At 45.6% G+C, this 20,783-nt stretch carries 22 protein-coding genes, 3 tRNA genes and 1 pseudogene; 2 read left to right on the forward strand and 24 right to left on the reverse strand.

The features are described 5' to 3' along the window. The 16 genes and pseudogenes from E2B99_RS14935 to E2B99_RS11370 form a co-directional block, all read right to left on the reverse strand. Positions 1 to 727 (reverse strand): annotated as a pseudogene (locus E2B99_RS14935) (pyocin knob domain-containing protein); the annotation flags it as partial. Next, the gene (locus E2B99_RS11300) at positions 727 to 1,326 is read right to left on the reverse strand and encodes a phage tail protein I (RefSeq protein ID WP_134245036.1); all 600 of its coding nucleotides are present in this window, start codon (positions 1,324 to 1,326) and stop codon (positions 727 to 729) included. The gene E2B99_RS11300 and the pseudogene E2B99_RS14935, both read right to left, overlap by 1 nt. A gap of 3 nt (positions 1,327 to 1,329) precedes the next feature. Then, positions 1,330 to 2,241 carry a baseplate assembly protein gene (locus E2B99_RS11305; RefSeq protein WP_134245037.1) on the reverse strand — a complete coding sequence of 304 codons (912 nt, stop codon included), beginning with the start codon at positions 2,239 to 2,241 and terminating at the stop codon, positions 1,330 to 1,332. After that, complete coding sequence (locus E2B99_RS11310) at positions 2,238 to 2,582, reverse strand: GPW/gp25 family protein (RefSeq protein ID WP_134245038.1); 345 nt, start codon at positions 2,580 to 2,582, stop codon at positions 2,238 to 2,240. Before E2B99_RS11310 ends, E2B99_RS11305 begins: the two co-directional genes overlap by 4 nt. Beyond that, on the reverse strand, positions 2,579 to 3,241 hold the full coding sequence (locus E2B99_RS11315) for a phage baseplate assembly protein V (RefSeq protein ID WP_134245039.1): 663 nt from the start codon (positions 3,239 to 3,241) through the stop codon (positions 2,579 to 2,581). The genes E2B99_RS11310 and E2B99_RS11315 overlap by 4 nt, the downstream gene beginning before the upstream one ends. Positions 3,242 to 3,312: 71 nt before the next feature. Beyond that, entirely contained in the window at positions 3,313 to 3,765 is a 453-nt protein-coding gene (locus tag E2B99_RS11320) for a phage virion morphogenesis protein (protein ID WP_134245040.1), read from the reverse strand. Next, complete coding sequence (locus E2B99_RS11325; RefSeq protein WP_134245041.1) at positions 3,765 to 4,265, reverse strand: phage tail protein; 501 nt, start codon at positions 4,263 to 4,265, stop codon at positions 3,765 to 3,767. Before E2B99_RS11325 ends, E2B99_RS11320 begins: the two co-directional genes overlap by 1 nt. After that, on the reverse strand, positions 4,262 to 5,110 hold the full coding sequence (locus tag E2B99_RS11330; RefSeq protein ID WP_134245042.1) for an N-acetylmuramidase domain-containing protein: 849 nt from the start codon (positions 5,108 to 5,110) through the stop codon (positions 4,262 to 4,264). The genes E2B99_RS11325 and E2B99_RS11330 overlap by 4 nt, the downstream gene beginning before the upstream one ends. Continuing rightward, complete coding sequence (locus E2B99_RS11335) at positions 5,107 to 5,376, reverse strand: phage holin family protein (protein WP_134245043.1); 270 nt, start codon at positions 5,374 to 5,376, stop codon at positions 5,107 to 5,109. Before E2B99_RS11335 ends, E2B99_RS11330 begins: the two co-directional genes overlap by 4 nt. After that, positions 5,373 to 5,726: a putative holin gene (locus E2B99_RS11340; RefSeq protein ID WP_134245044.1), complete on the reverse strand. Its 354-nt coding sequence runs from the start codon at positions 5,724 to 5,726 to the stop codon at positions 5,373 to 5,375. Before E2B99_RS11340 ends, E2B99_RS11335 begins: the two co-directional genes overlap by 4 nt. Positions 5,727 to 5,731: 5 nt before the next feature. Then, entirely contained in the window at positions 5,732 to 5,944 is a 213-nt protein-coding gene (locus tag E2B99_RS11345; RefSeq protein ID WP_134245045.1) for a tail protein X, read from the reverse strand. A 7-nt stretch (positions 5,945 to 5,951) separates the two neighbouring features. After that, on the reverse strand, positions 5,952 to 6,185 hold the full coding sequence (locus tag E2B99_RS11350; RefSeq protein ID WP_134245046.1) for a hypothetical protein: 234 nt from the start codon (positions 6,183 to 6,185) through the stop codon (positions 5,952 to 5,954). Further along, the gene (locus tag E2B99_RS11355; RefSeq protein WP_134245047.1) at positions 6,182 to 6,634 is read right to left on the reverse strand and encodes a head completion/stabilization protein; all 453 of its coding nucleotides are present in this window, start codon (positions 6,632 to 6,634) and stop codon (positions 6,182 to 6,184) included. Before E2B99_RS11355 ends, E2B99_RS11350 begins: the two co-directional genes overlap by 4 nt. A 104-nt stretch (positions 6,635 to 6,738) precedes the next feature. Further along, positions 6,739 to 7,476 carry a phage terminase small subunit gene (gene gpM / locus E2B99_RS11360; RefSeq protein WP_134245048.1) on the reverse strand — a complete coding sequence of 246 codons (738 nt, stop codon included), beginning with the start codon at positions 7,474 to 7,476 and terminating at the stop codon, positions 6,739 to 6,741. Positions 7,477 to 7,486: 10 nt separating this feature from the next. Continuing rightward, on the reverse strand, positions 7,487 to 8,491 hold the full coding sequence (locus E2B99_RS11365) for a phage major capsid protein, P2 family (protein ID WP_134245049.1): 1,005 nt from the start codon (positions 8,489 to 8,491) through the stop codon (positions 7,487 to 7,489). Positions 8,492 to 8,566: 75 nt separating this feature from the next. Then, positions 8,567 to 9,415: a GPO family capsid scaffolding protein gene (locus E2B99_RS11370; RefSeq protein ID WP_134245050.1), complete on the reverse strand. Its 849-nt coding sequence runs from the start codon at positions 9,413 to 9,415 to the stop codon at positions 8,567 to 8,569. Between the two features lie 181 nt (positions 9,416 to 9,596). Here E2B99_RS11370 and E2B99_RS11375 point away from each other — a divergent pair, with 181 nt between their 5' ends. Together E2B99_RS11375 and E2B99_RS11380 are read left to right on the forward strand one after the other, a co-directional pair. Next, positions 9,597 to 11,372 (forward strand): terminase ATPase subunit family protein, encoded by a 1,776-nt coding sequence (locus tag E2B99_RS11375; protein ID WP_134245051.1) that lies wholly within the window; start codon positions 9,597 to 9,599, stop codon positions 11,370 to 11,372. Then, the gene (locus tag E2B99_RS11380; RefSeq protein WP_134245052.1) at positions 11,369 to 12,424 is read left to right on the forward strand and encodes a phage portal protein; all 1,056 of its coding nucleotides are present in this window, start codon (positions 11,369 to 11,371) and stop codon (positions 12,422 to 12,424) included. Before E2B99_RS11375 ends, E2B99_RS11380 begins: the two co-directional genes overlap by 4 nt. A 793-nt stretch (positions 12,425 to 13,217) precedes the next feature. On the opposite strand, the gene E2B99_RS11385 is transcribed toward E2B99_RS11380, so the two are convergent. The 8 genes from E2B99_RS11385 to secA all read right to left on the reverse strand — a co-directional run bounded on the left by E2B99_RS11385 (position 13,218) and on the right by secA (position 20,659). Further along, positions 13,218 to 13,293: transfer RNA gene (locus E2B99_RS11385), tRNA-His, on the reverse strand. Between the two features lie 59 nt (positions 13,294 to 13,352). After that, a tRNA-Arg gene (locus E2B99_RS11390) sits at positions 13,353 to 13,429 on the reverse strand. A gap of 68 nt (positions 13,430 to 13,497) precedes the next feature. Continuing rightward, positions 13,498 to 13,574, reverse strand: a tRNA-Pro gene (locus E2B99_RS11395). A gap of 151 nt (positions 13,575 to 13,725) precedes the next feature. Next, positions 13,726 to 14,790 (reverse strand): quinolinate synthase NadA, encoded by a 1,065-nt coding sequence (gene nadA / locus E2B99_RS11400; RefSeq protein WP_134245053.1) that lies wholly within the window; start codon positions 14,788 to 14,790, stop codon positions 13,726 to 13,728. Between the two features lie 298 nt (positions 14,791 to 15,088). Further along, the gene (locus tag E2B99_RS11405) at positions 15,089 to 15,670 is read right to left on the reverse strand and encodes a peroxiredoxin (protein WP_134245054.1); all 582 of its coding nucleotides are present in this window, start codon (positions 15,668 to 15,670) and stop codon (positions 15,089 to 15,091) included. A gap of 206 nt (positions 15,671 to 15,876) precedes the next feature. Next, a complete protein-coding gene (gene argJ, locus E2B99_RS11410) occupies positions 15,877 to 17,097 on the reverse strand; it encodes a bifunctional glutamate N-acetyltransferase/amino-acid acetyltransferase ArgJ (RefSeq protein WP_134245055.1) in 1,221 nt (406 codons plus the stop codon). Positions 17,098 to 17,274: 177 nt separating this feature from the next. Continuing rightward, positions 17,275 to 17,754, reverse strand: coding sequence for an MliC family protein (locus E2B99_RS11415; protein ID WP_134245056.1), 480 nt, complete (start codon positions 17,752 to 17,754; stop codon positions 17,275 to 17,277). Between the two features lie 151 nt (positions 17,755 to 17,905). Beyond that, complete coding sequence (gene secA, locus E2B99_RS11420; protein WP_134245057.1) at positions 17,906 to 20,659, reverse strand: preprotein translocase subunit SecA; 2,754 nt, start codon at positions 20,657 to 20,659, stop codon at positions 17,906 to 17,908. Positions 20,660 to 20,783: the final 124 nt, after the last annotated feature.

Raw genomic sequence — 20,783 nt, forward strand, 5'->3', positions numbered from 1 at the left:
TCAAATCGTTTGCATTGATATTTTGTTTAATTGCAATTGGCTTAACTAAAAATCTTTCTAAGTCTTTTTCAGATGTTAATTTAATCCAGTTCTCAAAAACACCACTCGTAGTTGCTCGAAAATAGATATTGTCAGGCGCAATATAGATCTGACGTGCAAATGATCCGCTGGGTTCTTTCACTGCAATTAATGCACCTGCTCCACGCACACCCGCAGTATTACCATAATATGGAAAATTTAAATGAAATTGGGGTTTTGATGTTAATGTAAAAAGAAAATAGCCGTTTTGATATTCAATAGAATTTAAATCAACTGCAGTAGATTCATTATTAATAATACTTTTTGGTTTAAATAATGCATTTTCATTAGACCAAACTTTGATAAGTTCAGCTGGATCAAAAGCACTTTTCTTTAAAATCGAACCATTCCAACTATTATTACCAATTCCCCACTGACCAGAACCAGTCGTATTTTCTTGACCAATCACTACAGTACAGTTAGCAGGTAATGATGTCTTTGCCGCATTAAATTCTGCATAAGTCCCAAACTCATAAACACCTTGCACAATTTCAGATTTACTCGCTTTTTCCTGATTTAAAAACTCAGTACGGTCAGCAAGGGCTTTGGCTTGTTCATTTAAATTGCCATTCACACCGCCACGTGCAAGTTCATGTGTTTCAAGTAAACGGACGTCTGACCATTTTTTTTGACCTTGAATATTTGCCATTACATATCTACTCCATTCAATTTTTTTGTACCATCTAATGCCCAAGTTCCATCCAAATGCAGACCGCCAGCAGACTTCACAAATTCAGCTTCATGACCAGCTTGGGTTGTGGCATTTACTTGCAAATTTGATGGGCTGTTCAGCATCACTGTGGTGTCAATGAGGTGGGAACGTAAATTTTTATAAGCACGTACGACTTTTAACAACTCTTTGTAATCAGTGACTGAAACATTGTCTTCACTGGTTTTAATGAACAGCTTGAAGGTATATGGCTTGCCCATGGGAACCATATTGAACCATTCTTGGACGATCACAGGGAATCCAAGGGAATTTAGCGCCAGCTCTAAGGCACCAAACGTTCCTTTGATACTGTGGTTATATAAAGCGTTTTTGATGACATTCCGCTTTTGTTCTTCAGTCCAGCTGTTATCCCAAATATCAACTGACCTTTCCCAGGCAAGCCAGGGCAGAACCTGAACTGGTGCCTGTTCTGCATCATTGAAAGTTCGGGTTTTAATCTCAACACTGGAAATACGAGAAAATGTATTCTCATAATTCATTTCAAATTTGGTCGAATTTGGGGGAAGTAACTTATTCACTGACTACCCCACTGCAACCAAAGTGAAATTATCGCAAAATGCAACCTGGCCAAGTGATGTATCAATATTGGCAGCAGGCTTAGTCAAATTGACACGTTTCACACCAGGCTGGTGCAGGGCCTGATAGATCCCGGATAAACTTACACCATCATTATAGGAATGAACGCTATCAGCATAATTCCGGACAGCCTGGTAACAGCTCTCAAGAATGATGCCCCTATCAGGCCCATCAGCAATTTCAATCTGCGCTTCGATCTGGTAGTGCAGAATAGATGCTGAATAAATCATGGGCTTGTCGGTTAATGGCCGGACAGATTTGCTGTTTAACGCTGCTTTAACGATATTTAAAAGTTCTTCTGACGCTGCCCCATCCCCTTCAGTTGATAGCACATAGATATTACAGATACCCGTTGGGTTGCCATCCTGGTTCAATGGCGCATAGGGAAAGATGTCTTTAACCCGTGGATCTGCATTCATGGCATGAAAAATATATGAGCCTTCACTACCCGCTGTGGTCTCGCCTTCTGGTGCCAGCTGGACACGCCTGCGCAATGATTCATCAGTTTCTGTTACTTCTGGTGTGGTTGATGTGGCAGGACTAATAATGCGACGCTGCAATCTGCGTTCAGCGGCTTTATGATCCAGATCTGAACCGGCGGCATAAGCCAATAACACAGCTAAGGCCTGATTATTTGCTTCTGCACGCACCAGCATTTCACGATATGCAAAAGCTTCAGCCAGTTTCATTGCTGGATCTGATTCAAGCAGCCGGGGAAATTCCGGATCTACTTCTTCCATACGTGCATAAAAGTCGGCCAGTGCTTCATTCAGGATGGTTTCAAAATCAATCTGGCGGATGACTTCAGGTGGCGCGATTTGTGATAGGTCAATAGCCGTATAAGTATTACTACTCACGTTAAAGCTCCAATTGAGATAGGTATGCTTAAATTTAAACTTTGACCGGTATTGATAAGCCTGCCTTCAATATCGACTACTTGTTTTCCTTGATTAAGACTACTGATAAAAATCTTGCTAATTTCAATGCGGGGTTCCCAGCGCAAAATTGCCAAATAAATTGTGCTGTAGCACTTTAGATACAGGGCTTCACTGGTGGGCTGATCCAGCAAATTGGCCAGCAAAGTTCCATACTCCCGCCGCATTACCCTTGAGCCGACTGGGGTTGAAATCAAATCAGCTAGGGACTGATTGATGTGCTCAATTTCAGTTAATGAGGTGCCGTAATTACGTGACATCATTTTGGGCCACCTGAATCATCTGTACCGGCTTTAACTCCACCGTGCTTATGACCTGTCAAGCTAATTGAACCAGCTGTCACGTCCCCAGCCGCCGCTACATCCCCAGCTGCAGCCACGCTGCCTTCTGTGCTGATATTGCCGGCTGATGCGATGCTGCCTGCAGCTGAGATATTCTGATCGGTTGATATGGATTTGGCTGAATGCGTAGTACCAGAAATATTTACATCGCCATTAATGGTGGTATCTGCATTAATGGTTAATCCGCCTGGTGCGGTAATGGTGGCTGTACCGTCTGCAGGTAAAATGGCCTGTAGGTCATGTGTCTGAATGTCATAGGAAATCAGGCAGCCATCTTCAAATAGCCGGATTTTCTTATTAAGTTCTTCAGATGGTGCCGGATACAGCATGTTATTTAAGCCACTGACAGCTACGCCTAGTGCCAGCTCGCCACCTGGGGACAGGACAATAACTTCCTCGTCAATGCTGGGCGGGTCCCAGGTGCGATCCTTCCCGGCACGTAAATTCAAGTAACGGATATTCGCAGTCGTAATATCGCCTAAATTGACGGTGACTGTCGTAAAGGGTTGGCCCGGTTGAATGCTCTTGATTTTGCCTAGTCGGATCAGGTTTTCAAGGCGACGGTTGGTATCTGCGCTCATGCTGCAATCGTGTTGCAGTTGCTTATGCTTTGCATGTGCTGGCAGTTGTTTAAATGAGGGTTACAACTGATTTATAGACGGGTTGAGAGATAAGCCAGGCAGTCACTTTCAATCATGGCAATTTCCTGTGGCGTAAAGCCAAGCAATTCACGGGCAGCATATTTAACCTGTGGGCCATCGCTTGAAACCCGATCCCGCAAACCATATTGGTGCACAGTGGCAATGCGTGATACACGGCCAACAAACCCAATGGCTATACCCTGCTCGGTATGCTGCAGGCGCATGTACTTGGCATTTTTAATAAGATTAAACATTTTATTTTTAATCTTATCGCGTTTGTTACGCAGGCGAAATTTACGCGGAATATAGGCTGAACCATCTGGATTTTTTTGGGTAGTAATGCGGGTTTTCTGACTTGCACGAATTTTACGGCCAATGGCCATTGATAATTTACGGCGCTCGGCATTACTAAGCTGGTTTAGTGTAGTGCCCAGGTGGTCAACCAGCGCGTCTAGATCTGCCATCAGAAATACTGCTCACCAGGTTCAGCAGATAGCCATTCGGCCATAACATTACCCTGCTTATCCAGTAAGCGATAAGGTTGCGCCGGTTCAGCACGGGTATATTGTGGTTCGTCCGGGAATTTAATATCCAGGGTGCCATCATCCAGCCGCTTGACGATAACACGCTCGGTTAAAGGAATAGACAGTTCTAAATCTACTGCATCATTATTTTGCAGCACCGCTTCAAACTTGAAGGAATCCTTGTTTTTATCCAGATTGGCCATTAGTTCAGGCTGGTTAGTACGAATCCAGTCAAACAGTGGAATCATTACTGCGTCCAGCTCTCCTGCGTAATCAGTCAGCAGTAAATTGAGCTTGTATTCATACTCAAATGACAGGCCACTGCTCATGGTGCAGCGAATTTTACCTTCATCTACAAAAATCAGCATGCGATCCGGGTCGCGGTTAAGCTCCCGGATTGCACTTAGCAGATGGTCACGCAGGCTGTTTGGTTTTTTCATGCGGCATAACCCAGGCTTTCAAGATGATCCAGCTCATCCTGGAACTTGGTTTGATAACCCAGTTTTTTATAAGCAGCACCGTTATACAGGCTAAATACAGCATGCCAGTCCTGCTGGCGTAAAGCATCAATGAGTTTGCAGGGCTTTCCGTCCACCTGCCCTGTCTTGGTTTCAATAAAACGGATAAAGGCTTCCAGCTGCAGTGATTCACTGGTTTGCATTTGCTCTACAAAATCAAATACTGATTGATAGCCTAAATCCTTCCAGTTTTCGCCCATGATCTGGAATGCGCCCCAGCTGCAGGACATAAGTGCAGATTCAGGGTGAATATTCATGGCCAGATTTAACCGGACATATTCAGCTTCCTTGCCCTTATAGCCACCGGTTGTAATATTGACTAGGTTGGGACAAAGGCGCATTTGCTCAACTGCAAAAGCCTTGCCCTTGGCTTTACTGATATGGGCGTACATTTTATGGCGTTCGAACAGGATCTTAGCCTTTCCATTATTCAAAAAGCCCTTACCCAGTGATTCAGTAGCACCAAAAGCACGAATGACCAGCTCAGGTACTTTTAGGCGTAAAGCCGCTTTTTTATAATCCTCATCACGTAAAAACTTGGATATTGGTTTATCGGCCAGTGCCGCCAGGGTTTTATCACCGGCCTTGCCATCATCCACCAGGCCAACTGATTTTTGGAACTGGCGCACGGCATATTCAGTGTTTAAACCATAATTACCATCAGCTTTGACCGGCTTACCGTCTTTGCCATTAAAGCCACGGTTAAGCAGCTGCTTTTGTAAGGCAATGACAGCATCACCCTTTGCACCAAATTTTAATAAATTCATGCTGCGCTCCAGATCAGCTTGCACACGTTGCCACGGGCACGATAAATAATGACTGCCAGCAGTACTGCAAATACGGCATCCCATAAAGTGACAGGATCTTTAAAAAACAGGATATGGACGGTCTGGCCCATAAATGATGCTATTAAAAATGCAGCAAGCAAGGCATAGCCGGAATGATGATTGCCAGCTGGGTTAAAGCAAATAATACGGAAGCCACAAAATAGATAAGCAGCTACTGCAATAAACTGGAATAAAGCTTCCATTATTTACGTCCTCCGGGGAACTTTGAAAAAATATCTGCCAGTGGGGATTGATCCACCCACACCATCATTTTAATGAGGATAGGAAGTGCAAAAATCGCGGCCAATAGGCCTGCTGTGGCATCACTGGTGATGAAGGTACGTGCCGTGACTTCAGGCGCCAGCAAATAGCCAAAGCCGGTGGACAACAGCATGGTGCCAAGGCGTGCAAATGCCCGTAAATCTTTTTTGGTGGTAGCAAATAATGCTGCACCCAGTACGGCACCCAATAGGGCATTGCCATTTACAAACGGCAAAAGTGATGCAACGCTAATGGCCAGTGCTGTAGTTGCGGTTGTTGTTGCTGGTTCTGCCATTTGTTCTAATTCCAAAGTTGTATGGTTTGTTTGGTTTGTTGTGGCGTTTCAATATCCGGCAGAATTACAGCAGTCCCCATCGGTAAAAACACACCCAGGCTTCCAATATCTGGATTGGCTGCAAGTACCAGTTCAACGACACCCGTGCTACGGCCGTAATAACGCCAGCAAATGGCATCAATGGTGTCATTCTGGATTGCAGCAATAGTTTTAGGCATTGAACTCTTATTCCTTACAATCCAAATTTTCTACAATTTGAATACGGCATTCATAAGTGGTCGGATTAATCCCAGATGAATTTGAAATAATTCTTGATTCTGTTTTCAAATTACCTTGAGGCAGATTAAACCCAAGTTCTTTAGCAACTTTTTCAAGCGCAAGCTGCTCTAACTCACGCTGATCAAATCGATAGCTATGTACACGCTGATGTGTCTCTACAGATGAAATACTCATTTTCATATTAGTTCTACCACGGTATGGTTTTTGCCAAGGATCTGCTGAATGGCCCAATTCTTATTACGCCGGGATTCATCAATGCTGGGCGTGAGATCATCAGCACGCTTGTTACCACTGTTTGAACTGTCATAACTGCGGTATTTTTCATTGACCTTGGCGGCTACCCCATTGGCCACTGCTGATAAATACAGGTAGTCGGTGTAGGGTTTACCCGCAATAAATCCGGCTGAATAATGGGCCAGCGTTTGGGCTTCAGGCGTTTTTAGGCTAATCAATAAGCGATTGACATCAATCACTTCTTCAATGGCAATCTGATTTAATCGCTCGTTGGTGACGGTTCCGTCGATTCGCACGGTTTCTCGAATATCATCAAGAGCAATTTCTGGATAAAACGGGTCACTGCTGATGGTGATCTGACTTGGTGTTTTATTGCCATTGGCGACAAAGCTCATGATTTTGCCTTTAAAATTGGTGCACTGGTGGGAACAGTGGCTAAATGTGAATTACGATGTAATGACACTTGCCACTGTTCGCCAGTGCGGTGCGTGGGCACTCGTTATGATGCTGGTGGTGGAGCATCGTCATTGGCGGCAGGTGTCAAACGGGCAATCAATTTAACGACATTGTTTAAATCGGTTTTGCCACCGCATTTATCATCCAGTGCCAGGGCACGGGATAGATAGGACTGGGCTTCAAGCACAATATGCGGTGATACTGTGTCATCTGCGATTTGCTGAATGGTTGCCTTGCCTAAAGCCAAGTACAGCTTGGCCTTAACCTGATCCGGCATATCCACAACGGCAAGTGGCAAGTCGCTATGTAGCACCAGCTCTGCCAGATGATGCAAAATCGCCAAATCCACTGGCTCATCCATTTTCAGCACTTTCAAAAACTCGTTACTAATATTTTCAGTAATGAGCGTGGCCGTAGTACGGGAAAAGCGTTCTGGCATGGTCAGGTTATGCTGTAAGGCATATTCGGCCAGTTTTAATGCTATGGTGTAATCACCAATATCAATACACCAGACCAAAATGGTCATCAGGATGTCATCCTGCACACCCGTATTGGCTTCCAAAATCCCCTCAACATACGGCATATAAGCCGGTAGCAAGGCCTGCTTTAATTTGACCTTGCCTTCAGTGGACTGGATCTGCTTTAAACGCGCACGATCATTGTTGAGCTGCAGTAATTGCAGCTCATACGCGTTCAGGTTTTGCATGCTGCCAAAGTCAGTGGCGAGTGATGCCGCTGCCTTTGCAGCATGTTTCTGGAAATGCTGACGGGCTAGGTTCATGGACTACTCCTTAAACCATCTCAATGTTTTCAGCCATTGCCATCAGGCCCAGATCTTCAATTACATAATCTTCATTGGAAGATTCGTAGTTTTCGATCTGGTCACGTTTTGGATTGTCAATCACGGTGCGGCGACGTGCGCCTTCCTGGACATAAATAGACAGGTTGTCAAAGGTGGTAATTACCAGCGCACCTTCAGGGCAAAACGGAACAGCATACAGTGGCAGGTTGCCCATACGCTTCTGGCTGATAATCAGGTCAGCGGCCAGCTTTTCACTGTTATCCTGATCCTTATTGACCAATGGGAAATACTTATCAGCTGACAGCTTGCGGTTACAAAGAACGACCAGATCTGGATTATCCTGGTGAACTTCATCAATCATTTCATCAACCAGGTTCATCACCAGCGCATCAAGGTTTTTATAGTCACCAGTTGCACCGATTTTGAGTTTGCCAGCGGTAGCACCTTCCTTCAGTACACGTGAAGGATTTTCTTCACGCTGCTTTTGCAACCAGCCTTTATTGACGTCCTGCAATTTTGGATTAGCAGTAATATTGGTAGTTGCAGCAGCAGAGGTGCCATTAAAGCCGATCATAATGCGGTCAAGCGCCTGACGCTTGATAATCACATTACGGAAGCGGGCATAAAAGTCCTGAAACTTCGCCCACTGATCCAGTTTTTGATACTTGATAGCAGTATCAAAATCAGTTTTGCGGCAGAAATAAAAACGCTCATCCAGACCAGTTGGGTCAATGGCCTGACGATCCGTAGTATCCGTATTGGTACGGGATGCAATTGGACGGGAAATGCCCAGGCCAACGCGGGAACCGGACTGATCGTTCACCAGAAAAATATTAATTTTTTTCAGGAACTCGGAAGATTGCTGGATTTTTTCTTCCAGCTTTTGCTGCACTGATGGCGCAACAGTAAATTTTTCACCAACACTTGCAACGCTATTGATGTTGGCCAACTTCACCATTGCAGCGGTATATTTTAATCGGGTTTCTGGACGCATATTAATTACTCTATAATTTTGTCAATAAACTGGGGTTAATAAATCAGGGAATAAAAACCTGTGGTGAACTGCGAATTAGCAGTCCACTTCTTCAGAAAAATTGCTATTGCCTGCCACTGGGCGGCGTTGGCTGGAATCCGGGGTTTTTTCCAGCTGGTTTTTCAAATCATTAAAGCTGGTTTGCAGCTGCTCATGCTGTGCCTTTAATTCATTGAAATCATTACCAAGATTGGTTACAGCTTCGCCCTGCTCGGCAGTTTCTTGAGCAATGGCAAGAATGGCCTGCTCGCTATCAGAAAATTGCTCCTGCTCTGGTTCTTCTTCTTCCACCTTGAACATTTTTTTAACCTTGTCCACCAGGCCAGCTGAAAAGGATTTAACTTCCTTAACTTCTTCAAACTGGATGCTGGCTTCACAGGCAGCAGTAAACAGGTTGTCCTTGTGTTGCTTACGGGATGCCAGCGGGTTATTGGCAGCACCAGCAGCAAATTGCAGCATGTCAGTGCCCAACGATGCTGGGCTGTCAGTTACGGCAAGGCCGACCAGATAGGCTTCACCGGTATTGGCAAATTTTTCAGATACTTCAATAGAGGTATAGATTTTTTGCTTTTTCTGATTAAGAACAATCAAGGCATCAGTGGGTTCAATCTGGGCAAATAGCGCGTCTTTTTCTTCACCATTAATGGTAACTTTTTCAGTCTTGAGCGCCAGTACATCACCATACGCACCAAATGGGCCATCGGGCATCATGGAACGCATGTGTTCATTCCAGATCCGTGCACCATAGGTTTTAGGATTGTAGTTTTTGGCCATCTGGGTGATCCAGCTGGCTTCAATCTGGCGGCCATCGCTGGTATCACCGGCGGTGGCAATGCGGAACCAGTTGGACTTGAATTTTTTTTGCTGCTGCTTTTCTTTGCTCATGTGCAAACCTATTCGTAAACCGTATAAAAAAGTGTATTCGTCAATAGGTGCAGAATGAGCAATCAGGCATAAGGCCTGCAATTGCACTGGGTTGTTATAAATAGTTATACAACCGCCCTGGACTGATAAATGGCTTGCGTGCTGCCAATGTTTGCACATTACAGCAAACCTTTATTTTCCAATGATTGAACTCTCGCAACTGGCGAATTTAAACACGCTCCTGGATAACCGAAGCAAGGCCAAGTTTTTATACTGGCTGGGCTGGAAGTTCGTGGATATTGCCAAAGTCCTAAATGAAAATGAAAAAACAGTGCAGGCATGGAAAACCCGTGAAGACTGGGATGCAACCAAACCCAATAGCCGGGTGTGTGATGCGATTGAAGTGCGCCTGATCTGCCTGACATTTAAGGATAAAAAATCAGGTAATGATTTTAAGGAGATTGATTTACTCGGCCGCCAGCTGGAGCGCATAGCGCGCATTAATAAATATAGTGATGGTGGTACTGAAGCTGACCTTAATCCCAATATTATTCGGCGTAATGCAGGCGATAAAAAGAAAAAGGCCACCAATGAATTTACCCAGGAACAGGCGGATCAGCTGGTTATTGCCTTTGAAGAAAACCTGTTTGACTATCAATGGGACTGGTACAGGGCTGGCGATCAGCGCACCCGTGTCATTCTAAAAAGCCGACAGATCGGTGCTACTTATTATTTTGCCCGTGAAGCCCTGGTGGATGCCGTACAAACCGGACGTAACCAGATTTTCCTATCTGCATCCAAAGCCCAGGCGCATATTTTCAAGAATTATATTAAACGCTTTGCCCTTGATAGCTGTGGCGTGGAATTAACCGGCGATCCAATTGTTTTACCGAATGGCGCCGAAATGACTTTTTTGGGGACGAATGCCAGAACCGCCCAGGGCCACACTGGTAATTTTTATTTTGATGAATTTTTCTGGACTTATGGCTTTAACGAGTTAAATAAAGTCGCGTCCGGCATGGCCATGCACAAGAAATGGCGCAAGACCTATTTTTCTACTCCATCCACCATGACACACCAGGCTTATGATTTCTGGACTGGTGAGAGATCCAATAAAGGTCGTCCCAAGGATAAACGTATTACCCTTGATGTATCACATGATGCCTTAAAGCGTGGCCGTACCTGTGAGGATCGCAAATGGCGGCAAATTGTCACCCTGCTGGATGCTGAAGCCGGTGGCTGTGATTTGTTTGATATTGATGAATTACGTCTGGAATATTCAGCTGAAGAATTTGCCAACTTGCTGATGTGTGAGTTTGTGGATGATGGCCAGTCCATTTTTCCATTGAATTTACTGCAGCCGTGCATGGTGGATAGCTGGGAAGTATGGCGTGAAGATTATAAACCATTGCATGCCCGCCCCTTTGCCAGCCGCCCTGTATGGATTGGTTATGATCCGGCTGAATCCGGGGACAGTGCCGGATTAATTGTAGTGGCCCCGCCAGCTGTGGCTGGTGGCAAGTTCCGGGTACTGGAGCGCCATCAGTTCCGTGGACTGGATTTTAAGGCACAGGCAGAGCATATCCGGCAAATTACACTACGTTATTATGTTAGTTATATCGGCATTGATACAACTGGTATGGGTACTGGTGTTGCCCAGCTGGTGCGCCAGTTCTTCCCTGCTGTTAAGACATTCAAATATACCCCTGAAGTTAAAACCCAGCTGGTTTTAAAAACCCTGGATGTTGTCCGCAATGGACGACTGGAATTTGATGCCGGTCATACTGATATTGCTTCATCCCTGATGAGCATCAAAAAAACCATGACACCAGGACAACGGCAAATGACCTTCGTGGCTGGACGATCCGAAGAAACCGGACACGCCGATTTAGCCTGGGCACTTATGCACGCGATTTATAACGAGCCACTAGAAGGCTTAACCCAAACCAATTCATCCATTCTGGAAATTTATTCATGAATCCATTTTCATCAGCAAAAAATTTGCTTACCACAGCATTAAGTCATTTACCGGCACCAGTACAGCATGCCCTGCCCAGCCATAAGGCAGAAGCCTTTACCTTTGGCGATCCAGTACCAGTCAATGATGGCCGCGAGCTGCTGGACTATATGGAATGCTGGTTTAATGGCCGTTTTTACGAACCACAGGTCAGCATGACGGGCTTGGCCAAAACCTTTAAAGCCACGCCTTATTTATCCAGTGGCATTATTTTCAAACGTAATTTTCTGGCCAATTTATTTGAACCACATCGGTTACTAAACCGTAAAGACTTTGAACAGGTCGCACTGGACTTTATCTGGTGTGGTAATGCGTATCTTGAGAAGATCCCATCACGGCTCGGATCAACCATGAGCTATCAACCAGCCCTGGCTAAATATATGCGCCGTGGTGAATATGATGACCAGTTCTTTATGTTGAACCTAAGCCATACTGGTTATCAGGAATATGAGTTCAAGCCTGGCAGTGTTTGCCATATCAAAGAAACGGACATCGATCAGGAAATTTACGGGACACCAGAATATATTTCTGTATTACAAAGCGCTTGGCTTAATGAAGCTGCCACTTTATTCCGGCGCAAGTATTACAACAATGGCAGCCATGCCGGTTTTATTATGTATGTGAATGACCCAGCCAATGATCCAAATGACATTACTGCATTACGTCAGGCCTTAAAGGATAGCAAGGGCCCAGGGAATTTCCGTAACCTGTTTTTCTATAGTCCCAATGGCAAGAAGGATGGCATCCAGATTATTCCAGTATCAGAAATCGCAGCCAAGGATGATTTTGCCCATATTAAATCCATATCACGTGATGATGTACTGGCTGGCATCCGGGTGCCACCACAACTGATGGGCATTATCCCCAGTAACACGGGTGGCTTTGGCGATCCGAAGACAGCGCGTGATGTATTTTACCAAAATGAAATTATTCCCCTGCAGTCACGCCTGATGCAGTTTAATGAATGGGCGGGTGAAGAAATCATCCGGTTTAAGGAATTGCCAAAGCTATAAGCACAACCAATAAAAAATCCCTCGATATTTGAGGGATTTTTTTTGCCTAAAGAAAATGCACCACAATGGGGCATCAGACGACCAGCTGACCTGGCCCCGGGCAGTTGCCCCACCCCACCTGCGTTGTCTAAATAGGGCTGTTTTACTGCAAGACCAGATATGCCAAAAAATTAGGGAAAAGTAGGCTGGTATTAGGGCTTTTAAGAGAAATATAGGTTTTTTCTGTACTGCATTTTACTACACCACCCTACATTCGCTGAACTGACAAAAATTCGCTCATTTTAGGCAGTTTTACAAAGCATATTGGTATCACCAGTAAAAGATGAAAAGACCACAGGAATGTTTGTAATGATGGATTAGCAGGGATTTGAAGTAATAAAGTAATAATTAGGCATAAGCTACTGATTTTAATAACAAATATTTATTACATTTTGAGGTATTTTTTTGTAATTTTATAGGTAATGTTTTATAAGTAGCTGTTTTTACTATAAATATATATTAGTAGGTATTGCCTTTTTATACAGTAATAAGTTACTTCAATATTACCTGATTGTTACTTCACTAATTAACTGCATCTTATTGTTTATATTGTGGTATTTAAAAAATATTACTTTATTACCTCAAAAAAACGCTAGTCCCCAACTTTTTTTAAAATCCCAATATCTGGCTGTTTTGTTGGTTTTTCATTCAAAACTTTCAAAAACGATGGGAATGGAATGGGAATAGAAAGGCAGCTACTAGCAACGTACTAATACACTAACTTGCTGTTTTACAATGCTTTATAATAAGGAAATGGGGTGGCTAATGGGACTCGAACCCACGACAACCGAGATCACAACCCGGGGCTCTACCAACTGAGCTATAGCCACCATAGATAATGCAAGATGCATTGTTTTGATGCTTTAATATAAAAGCTGGCGGCATGATGTGGCGCGCCTGACAGGATTCGAACCTGTGACCACCCGCTTAGAAGGCGGGTGCTCTATCCAACTGAGCTACAGGCGCATGATTGCTGATGCCTAACAATTATTTAGGTTATCACGCGGCTGCACTACAATAAACCGCCGATTAACTGGTCGGAGCACAAGGATTCGAACCTTGGACCCCCTGCTCCCAAAGCAGGTGCGCTACCAGACTGCGCCATACTCCGATCATCTCAGCTTTTTGTATCACACTGTGTGCGGTACGGTGTGCATTCTAGGCGTGAGCGCGTCACTCGTCAACACCTGTATTTAAAAAAATACGTTTTAATACATCAACCGTTTATTTATCCATCAAAACAACTGATATTGCAGATTTTTTCAGCGTTTTAAACTGGCTGTAAAGTTCAGCATACGATCCAGCGGTAGTTTTGCACGCTGCGCTAATGCAGGATCAACAAAAATTTCCTGATCACCAGTCTTTAAAACGTGCAAAATATTATCCAGACCATTCATGGCCATCCACGGGCAATGGGCACAGGAACGACAGGTTGCTCCCTCGCCTGCGGTTGGTGCTTCAATCAGGGTTTTGCTTGGTGCAGCCTGCTGCATTTTGTAAAAAATCCCGCGATCCGTAGCCACAATCATGGTTTGATGTGGCAAAGTTTGCGCGGCCTTAATCAGCTGGCTGGTGCTACCTACCGCATCGGCAATGGCCACCACAGATTCTGGTGATTCTGGATGCACCAGCACCGCAGCATCGGGATACAAGGCCTTCATTTGTGCAATGCCCCGTGCACGAAATTCTTCATGCACAATGCAGGCGCCATCCCATAGCAGCATATCTGCTCCGGTTTTTTTCTGGATATAACGACCCAGATGCTGATCCGGTGCCCAAATGATTTTTTCGCCCAGACTGTCCAGATGCTCAATAATTTCAACGGCACAGCTGGAGGTCACTACCCAGTCTGCCCGCGCTTTTACTGCTGCCGAGGTGTTGGCATAGACCACCACGGTATGGTCAGGGTGCTGGTCACAAAACGCACTAAACTCATCAATCGGACAGCCTAGATCCAGTGAGCAGGTGGCCTCTAAAGTTGGCATCAGAACAGTTTTTTCAGGAGACAGGATTTTGGAGGTTTCACCCATAAACTTGACGCCTGCTACCATCAGGGTGGTTGCCGGATGGTCACGGCCAAAGCGGGCCATTTCCAGTGAATCTGAAACACAGCCGCCCGTTGCTTCAGCCAGTGCCTGAATTTCAGGGTCACAGTAATAATGTGCCACCAGTACAGCATTACGCTGTTTTAATTCAGCAGCAATTTCGTCATACAGCGCCTGCTTTTCGGCATCATTAAGCTGAATTTCCTTGGGTTGTCCCAAACGATCCAGATGCTCCTGTACCAGTGCTTTGGCTTCATTTTCTATCAGGATAGTTTCTGTCATGGACGTAAATATCTCTTAGGCAAGGGGTGAAACAGTAGACTGGCTTTGCAATAAAGCACGCAGGCTGGCTAAACACGCGTGACGGGCTTTAATCAAAGGATGGCAGGATTGATAGTATACGAGCAGATTATGCTGTTTTTATAGGGCAAATTTTATCAATTTCAATGCTGCGAGTTTTTGAAGCATGAAAAAATATAGTGAACATACAAAATTTTAAAAACACAAAACTGGCGCAGGCATTACTAAATCATCTTACCTGCACCAGAATTTTATTAGTTACTCAAACCAATGGATAATTTCAGGCTTGCTGCTGGGCCAGAAAGTCCAGCATGGTTTGTGCATCAGATACCTCAAACGGATCACTCGGGCAATTGTCAGACATGTTGGGTTCAGCAAAGATTTTAACGATTTTCTTGTCATCCACCAGCATGGAATAGCGCCATGAGCGGTCACCAAAGCCCAGATTGTTTTTCTTCACCAGCATATTCATGCCAGTGGTAAAATCTGCATTGCCGTCGGGCAGCATTTTGACCTTTTCAACACCCAGTTTTTTGCTCCACTGGTACATCACAAAGGCATCGTTAACGGCGATACAGTAAATATCATCAATGCCATGTTGTTTAAAGGCATCATATTGTTCTTCATAACCCGGTAAATGCGTGCTGGAACAGGTTGGCGTGAACGCACCGGGCAACGCCACGACAATGACTTTACGGCCTTTGAAAATATCATCGGTGCTCACTTCTTGCCAGCGAAACGGGTTTTCTCCACCAATGCTTTCATCACGTACCCGGGTTTTAAACACGACGTCTGGCACATAATCTGGAAACTCACGGCTTTCGTTTTGTGGCTGCTGAGCTTGCTCGTTTGCTTGAGTCATGATGATGTTGTCCTTCTGCTGTTTTAAATAAACAACATTGAAACAGAGAAATTCTTTTTTTTGATTGTGGTTTAGTATTAAACACGCTTTGTTTTGCATCTTTATTTTTAATTCTCTATGTCAAATAGCCTATTTCAATTTTCTAGTTTCAATAAAAAACGACCCCTGTTGAGATCGTTTTTTTGATGATTTTAGCAATCAGCTTATTAGGAACGATAGTCTGCATTGATCTTGACATAATCATAGGACAAATCGCAGGTCCATACGGTATCGCTAGCCTCGCCACGTCCCAGTGCAATACGGATGGTAATTTCTTCCTGCTGCATGACGCGTGCACCTTGTGCTTCGGTATAGTCCGGGGCAGCACCGCCATCACGACAGATTTGGACATCATCCAGCCAGACCTGGATTTTGGATACGTCCAGTTCCGCTACGCCAGCCTTGCCCACTGCCGCCAGAATACGGCCCCAGTTTGGGTCTGAGGCAAAAAAAGCGGTTTTAATCAATGGAGAATGCGCCACGCTATAGGCAATGTCACAGCATTCCTGCGTATTCTGGCCTTGTTCAACCCGTACTGTAATGAATTTGGTGGCGCCTTCACCATCACGTACAATCAGTTGCGCCAGACGGGTAAACACACGCTGTAGGGCAGCAAGCAACGCTTCATAACGGCTATCCTGCGCGGTTTCTATCACTGTACCGCCGGCCTTGCCTGTTGCCACCAGAACACAGGCATCATTGGTTGAGGTATCACCATCAATGGTAATGCGGTTAAAGGATTGCTCAACCACTGCTTTTAATAGCTGTTCCAGCAATGGTTTGGCAATTGGAGCATCCGTTGCGACAAAGCCCAGCATGGTGGCCATGTTTGGACGAATCATACCGGCGCCCTTGCTGATTCCGGTAAGGGTATAGCGCTGGCCTTCCACTTCAATCACTTCCGACGCCCCTTTTGGCAGGGTGTCAGTGGTCATAATGCCAGCACCAGCATCACGCCAGGCATCAATGGACAGGTCTTTTAGGGCAGCTGGCAGGCCAGCAATCAGACGGTCAACCGGCAGTTGCTCACCAATGACCCCAGTTGAAAATGGCAACACCTGGCTGGCTTGAACACCAGTCAACTGGGCCAGTGCCTGACAGGTTTCAGCAGTGGTTTCCAGCCCGCGCAACCCGGTTCCGGCATTGGCATTTCCTGTGTTAATCACTAGATAGCGTGGTGCAGCGACTTGTAAATGATGACGCGCCAATTGCACGGGTGCAGCACAAAACGCATTTTTAGTAAATACGGCAGCAACAGTGGAGTCTTCCGCCAGCTCAAACACCACCAGATCACGGCGATTTTTATACCGAATATACGCTTCACTAATTCCGATTTTTATGCCTCGTATGGGAAGCATTTCCGGCATCGAAAGATCACCAACCGCCATGATTTAATTCCTGTTATCGTTAGTTTAAAGAATTGGGCTTTTCGTGTTGCTAGTATACAAAAAACTGTTGAATAAGCATGGGCAGGCTTTAAAAAAAACTCATGCTTTTTCTTGAGCGGCTTTGCCGAAGTTATTCTGCCGATTGTGCTCAATGACTAAGAAGTTAAATTTCCTGTGCTATACCGGTTGCTGGCAGCGCATCAGCAATTGTTCTTTATCGGCTGTGGCCGTGTGGTCAAGCGTCATAGTAACCAGGCGCGCTTCCAGTCCTTGTACATGCCAGCGCATGCCCTGCCCCGGATTGATTCCCTGCTCAGTGGCATACAGCTTGCCCACCTGCGAAGGCACACGATACAGCTGATACTGCTGTCCATTAATATATAGTGTCACATTGGATGGGTTGGAGTTAATGGCAGAATAGGTGGCCTGAATTGGGTTTTGATCATCACACTGATAAGTGACCTGAATGGGTACTTCAGGGGAACTGGATGCATTAGCCTGATTTGCCGTGGCTGCTGATTGCTTGTTATCCTGTTGAGCTGCTTTATCTGCTGCTTTGGTTTCATCAAGACTAGCCTGATGACGATAGGTTATTGAGGCAATAATGATGCTACTTGCAATCAATAACCACGGTAACAGATTTTTAGCCACTTTCATTCACTTTTCCAAATTACAGCTAGCAATGTACTGTTAACGCTAAACAGGCCAAACTGGACGACATGATATTGTTTAGCCTATCTAAAATCTTATATAAAAAAACGGGCTATTTGCCCGTTTTTCCAGTGCTACTCAAAAGCAGCATCATACTTTAAGCCAAACGGCCATGACATTGCTTGAACTTCTTGCCAGAGCCACAGGGACATGGTGCATTGCGACTGACATTGGCATAGGGATTATTGGCCTGTTGTTGCTGGAACGCGCGCTGGGCTTCTGCCTCATTTAAGGCAGCCAGTTCAGGGTCCTGATGCATTTCACCGGTTAGGCCATCCATTTCACTGTGCTGGAATGACAGCTTCATGGCTTCTGCATCACGTTGCTGCTGCGCTTCCAGTTCGGCTAGCTCCTCAGCGGTTGGCAAATGAACACGCGCCAGATCCTGTACCACCTCTGTCTTGATGCCACCCAGCAGGGCCTGAAACAGACTAAAGGCTTCACGCTTGTATTCCTGCTCCGGATTCTTTTGCGCGTAACCACGCAAATGAATGCCCTGACGCAAGTAATCCATAGCTGCCAGATGTTCTTTCCAGTGCTTGTCCAGTGATTGCAGCATAAAATGCCGTTCCAGCATGGGTGCCGTGTCTTCACCCATTTGCTCACGACGCGCGAGATAGCGCTCTGTGCCTGCCTGAATGACTTTTTCAAGCAAGGCTTCTTCATCCAGGCGACGGTCTTCATTCAGCCATTGCTGGACCGGCAGCTCAAGGCTTAATTCCTGTTTTAAAGCAGCTTCCAGACCCGGTACATCCCACTGATCTTCAATGCTACCCGGTGGAATATAGTTACCGACCAGCCCGGCAATCACATCATGGTGCATATTAAGGATGCCATCCTGTAGCGAGCTTTCTGCCAAAATGGCATCGCGCTGACTATAGATGATCTTGCGCTGTTCGTTGGCAACATCATCATACTTTAGCAGGTTTTTACGGATATCAAAGTTGCGGGCTTCCACTTTACGTTGGGCATTTTCAATGGAGCGACTCACCATTTTATGTTCAATGGCTTCATCTTCCTTAAGACCCATCGCACGCATCATGCCAACCACACGGTCACCGGCAAAAATACGCATCAGGTCATCTTCAAGCGACAGGTAGAAACGTGAAACGCCCGGATCACCCTGACGCCCTGCACGGCCACGCAGCTGGTTATCAATCCGGCGTGATTCATGCCGCTCGGAACCGATAATATGTAAGCCACCTGCTTCCAGTACCTGCTGGTGATTGACTTCCCATTCCTGCTTGAGCTGCTCTAGCTGTTCAGGTGTCGGGTTTTCCAGATGACTGGCCAGCGCCTTCCAGTTACCGCCCAGCAGAATGTCTGTACCACGGCCTGCCATGTTGGTGGCAATGGTCACGGCACCGGGACGGCCAGCCTGGGCAATAATATCCGCTTCGCGCTCATGCTGCTTGGCATTCAGGACTTCATGTGGAATACCGGCCTGGGTCAGTTTGTGTGACAGGTATTCACTGCCTTCAATCGTGGCAGTCCCGACCAGAATCGGGGCATTTTTTTGCGACTTGATTTGCTTGATTTCTTCAATGATGGCGTTGTATTTGCCTTCACGGGTTAGGTAAATCAGGTCATTCTGGTCATTACGCACCATCGGGCGATGGGTTGGAATAATCACCACATCCAGATTATAAATTTGCTGAAATTCAGTGGCTTCGGTATCCGCAGTCCCGGTCATACCAGCCAGCTTGGTGTACAAGCGGAAATAATTCTGGAAAGTGGTGGTGGCCAGTGTCTGGTTTTCCGGCTGAATATTGACGCCTTCTTTGGCTTCAACCGCCTGATGCAAACCTTCTGACCAGCGACGGCCCTGCATGGTACGACCAGTGTGCTCATCCACAATCACAATTTCGCCATCATGCACAATATAATGCACGTCGCGCTGGAACAGGTGATGGGCACGCACCGCAGCATTGACATGATGCACCAGATTCAGGTTGGCAGCCGAATACAGGCTCTCGCCTTCAGCCAGTAAGCCCATTTCAATCAGTTGCTGCTCTACAAACTCATAACCGGTTTCGGTCATTTCAATAGAGCGCTGTTTTTCATCAATCCAGAAATGGCCACCATCTGGCACTTTTTCTTCTTTCTGGCGTTTCAATTTAGGCGCCAGCAGATTGATCATGGCATACATGCGCGAGGAATCCTCGCTCTGGCCAGAAATAATTAATGGCGTGCGGGCTTCATCAATTAAAATGGAATCTACTTCGTCAATGATGGCAAAATTCAGGCCGCGCTGTTTTTTTTCATCCAGCGAAAACACCATGTTGTCGCGTAGATAATCAAAGCCAAATTCGTTGTTGGTGCCGTAAGTAATGTCTGCGCGGTAAGCGTCATGCTTTTCCGGCGGTGGCTGCATGGAGTAAATCACACCAATGCTTAAGCCCAAAAATTCAAATAACGGACGGTTCAGCTCGGCATCACGTGACGCCAAATAATCGTTAACTGTAATGACATGTACACCGGCACCACTAATGGCATTGAGATAGCACGCCAGCGTTCCCATCAGGGTTTTACCTTCACCCGTGCGCATCTCGGCAATCTTGCCTTCATGCAGGGTCATACCGCCAATGAGCTGTACATCGTAATGGCGCATGCCCAGCACACGCTTTGCCGCTTCACGGCATACGGCAAACGCCTCTGGCAACAGTTTGTCCAGTGTTTCGCCCTGCTGATAGCGCTGCCTGAACTCTACGGTTTTCTGGGATAATTCAGCATCGCTTAACGCTGATATCGTCGGTTCTAGTGCATTAATGGCTTCGACATTTTTGCGCATTCTTTTGAGCTCACGCTCATTTTTAGTACCGAAGATACCTCCGATAAGACTTGCTAACATGGACTAAACTCTCAAATACCCTAACTTAATATGAACAGCGTTATTTTTGCCTGTTGGCTATTATGGTGGCAGCTTAAATAAGTGCAAGTACTAGATGACAAAGAAACTGCAAAAAGCTGATTTT

The sequence above is a fragment of the Alkanindiges illinoisensis genome (genome assembly GCF_004377485.1).
Lineage (GTDB): Bacteria > Pseudomonadota > Gammaproteobacteria > Pseudomonadales > Moraxellaceae > Alkanindiges > Alkanindiges illinoisensis_A.

Excerpts from the sequence above, each read along its gene's own strand:
- E2B99_RS11320 (WP_134245040.1), bottom strand. The coding sequence starts at position 3,765 with ATGGCAGATCTAGACGCGCTGGTTGACCACCTGGGCACTACACTAAAC.
- E2B99_RS11345 (WP_134245045.1), bottom strand. The coding sequence starts at position 5,944 with ATGCCTAAAACTATTGCTGCAATCCAGAATGACACCATTGATGCCATT.
- E2B99_RS11355 (WP_134245047.1), bottom strand. The coding sequence starts at position 6,634 with ATGAGCTTTGTCGCCAATGGCAATAAAACACCAAGTCAGATCACCATC.
- E2B99_RS11315 (WP_134245039.1), bottom strand. The coding sequence starts at position 3,241 with ATGAGCGCAGATACCAACCGTCGCCTTGAAAACCTGATCCGACTAGGC.
- E2B99_RS11325 (WP_134245041.1), bottom strand. The coding sequence starts at position 4,265 with ATGAAAAAACCAAACAGCCTGCGTGACCATCTGCTAAGTGCAATCCGG.
- E2B99_RS11350 (WP_134245046.1), bottom strand. The coding sequence starts at position 6,185 with ATGAAAATGAGTATTTCATCTGTAGAGACACATCAGCGTGTACATAGC.
- secA (WP_134245057.1), bottom strand. The coding sequence starts at position 20,659 with ATGTTAGCAAGTCTTATCGGAGGTATCTTCGGTACTAAAAATGAGCGT.
- E2B99_RS11365 (WP_134245049.1), bottom strand. The coding sequence starts at position 8,491 with ATGCGTCCAGAAACCCGATTAAAATATACCGCTGCAATGGTGAAGTTG.
- E2B99_RS11380 (WP_134245052.1), top strand. The coding sequence starts at position 11,369 with ATGAATCCATTTTCATCAGCAAAAAATTTGCTTACCACAGCATTAAGT.
- argJ (WP_134245055.1), bottom strand. The coding sequence starts at position 17,097 with ATGGCGGTTGGTGATCTTTCGATGCCGGAAATGCTTCCCATACGAGGC.
- E2B99_RS11415 (WP_134245056.1), bottom strand. The coding sequence starts at position 17,754 with ATGAAAGTGGCTAAAAATCTGTTACCGTGGTTATTGATTGCAAGTAGC.
- nadA (WP_134245053.1), bottom strand. The coding sequence starts at position 14,790 with ATGACAGAAACTATCCTGATAGAAAATGAAGCCAAAGCACTGGTACAG.
- E2B99_RS11370 (WP_134245050.1), bottom strand. The coding sequence starts at position 9,415 with ATGAGCAAAGAAAAGCAGCAGCAAAAAAAATTCAAGTCCAACTGGTTC.
- E2B99_RS11330 (WP_134245042.1), bottom strand. The coding sequence starts at position 5,110 with ATGAATTTATTAAAATTTGGTGCAAAGGGTGATGCTGTCATTGCCTTA.
- E2B99_RS11340 (WP_134245044.1), bottom strand. The coding sequence starts at position 5,726 with ATGGCAGAACCAGCAACAACAACCGCAACTACAGCACTGGCCATTAGC.
- E2B99_RS11310 (WP_134245038.1), bottom strand. The coding sequence starts at position 2,582 with ATGATGTCACGTAATTACGGCACCTCATTAACTGAAATTGAGCACATC.
- E2B99_RS11405 (WP_134245054.1), bottom strand. The coding sequence starts at position 15,670 with ATGACTCAAGCAAACGAGCAAGCTCAGCAGCCACAAAACGAAAGCCGT.
- gpM (WP_134245048.1), bottom strand. The coding sequence starts at position 7,476 with ATGAACCTAGCCCGTCAGCATTTCCAGAAACATGCTGCAAAGGCAGCG.
- E2B99_RS11375 (WP_134245051.1), top strand. The coding sequence starts at position 9,597 with ATGATTGAACTCTCGCAACTGGCGAATTTAAACACGCTCCTGGATAAC.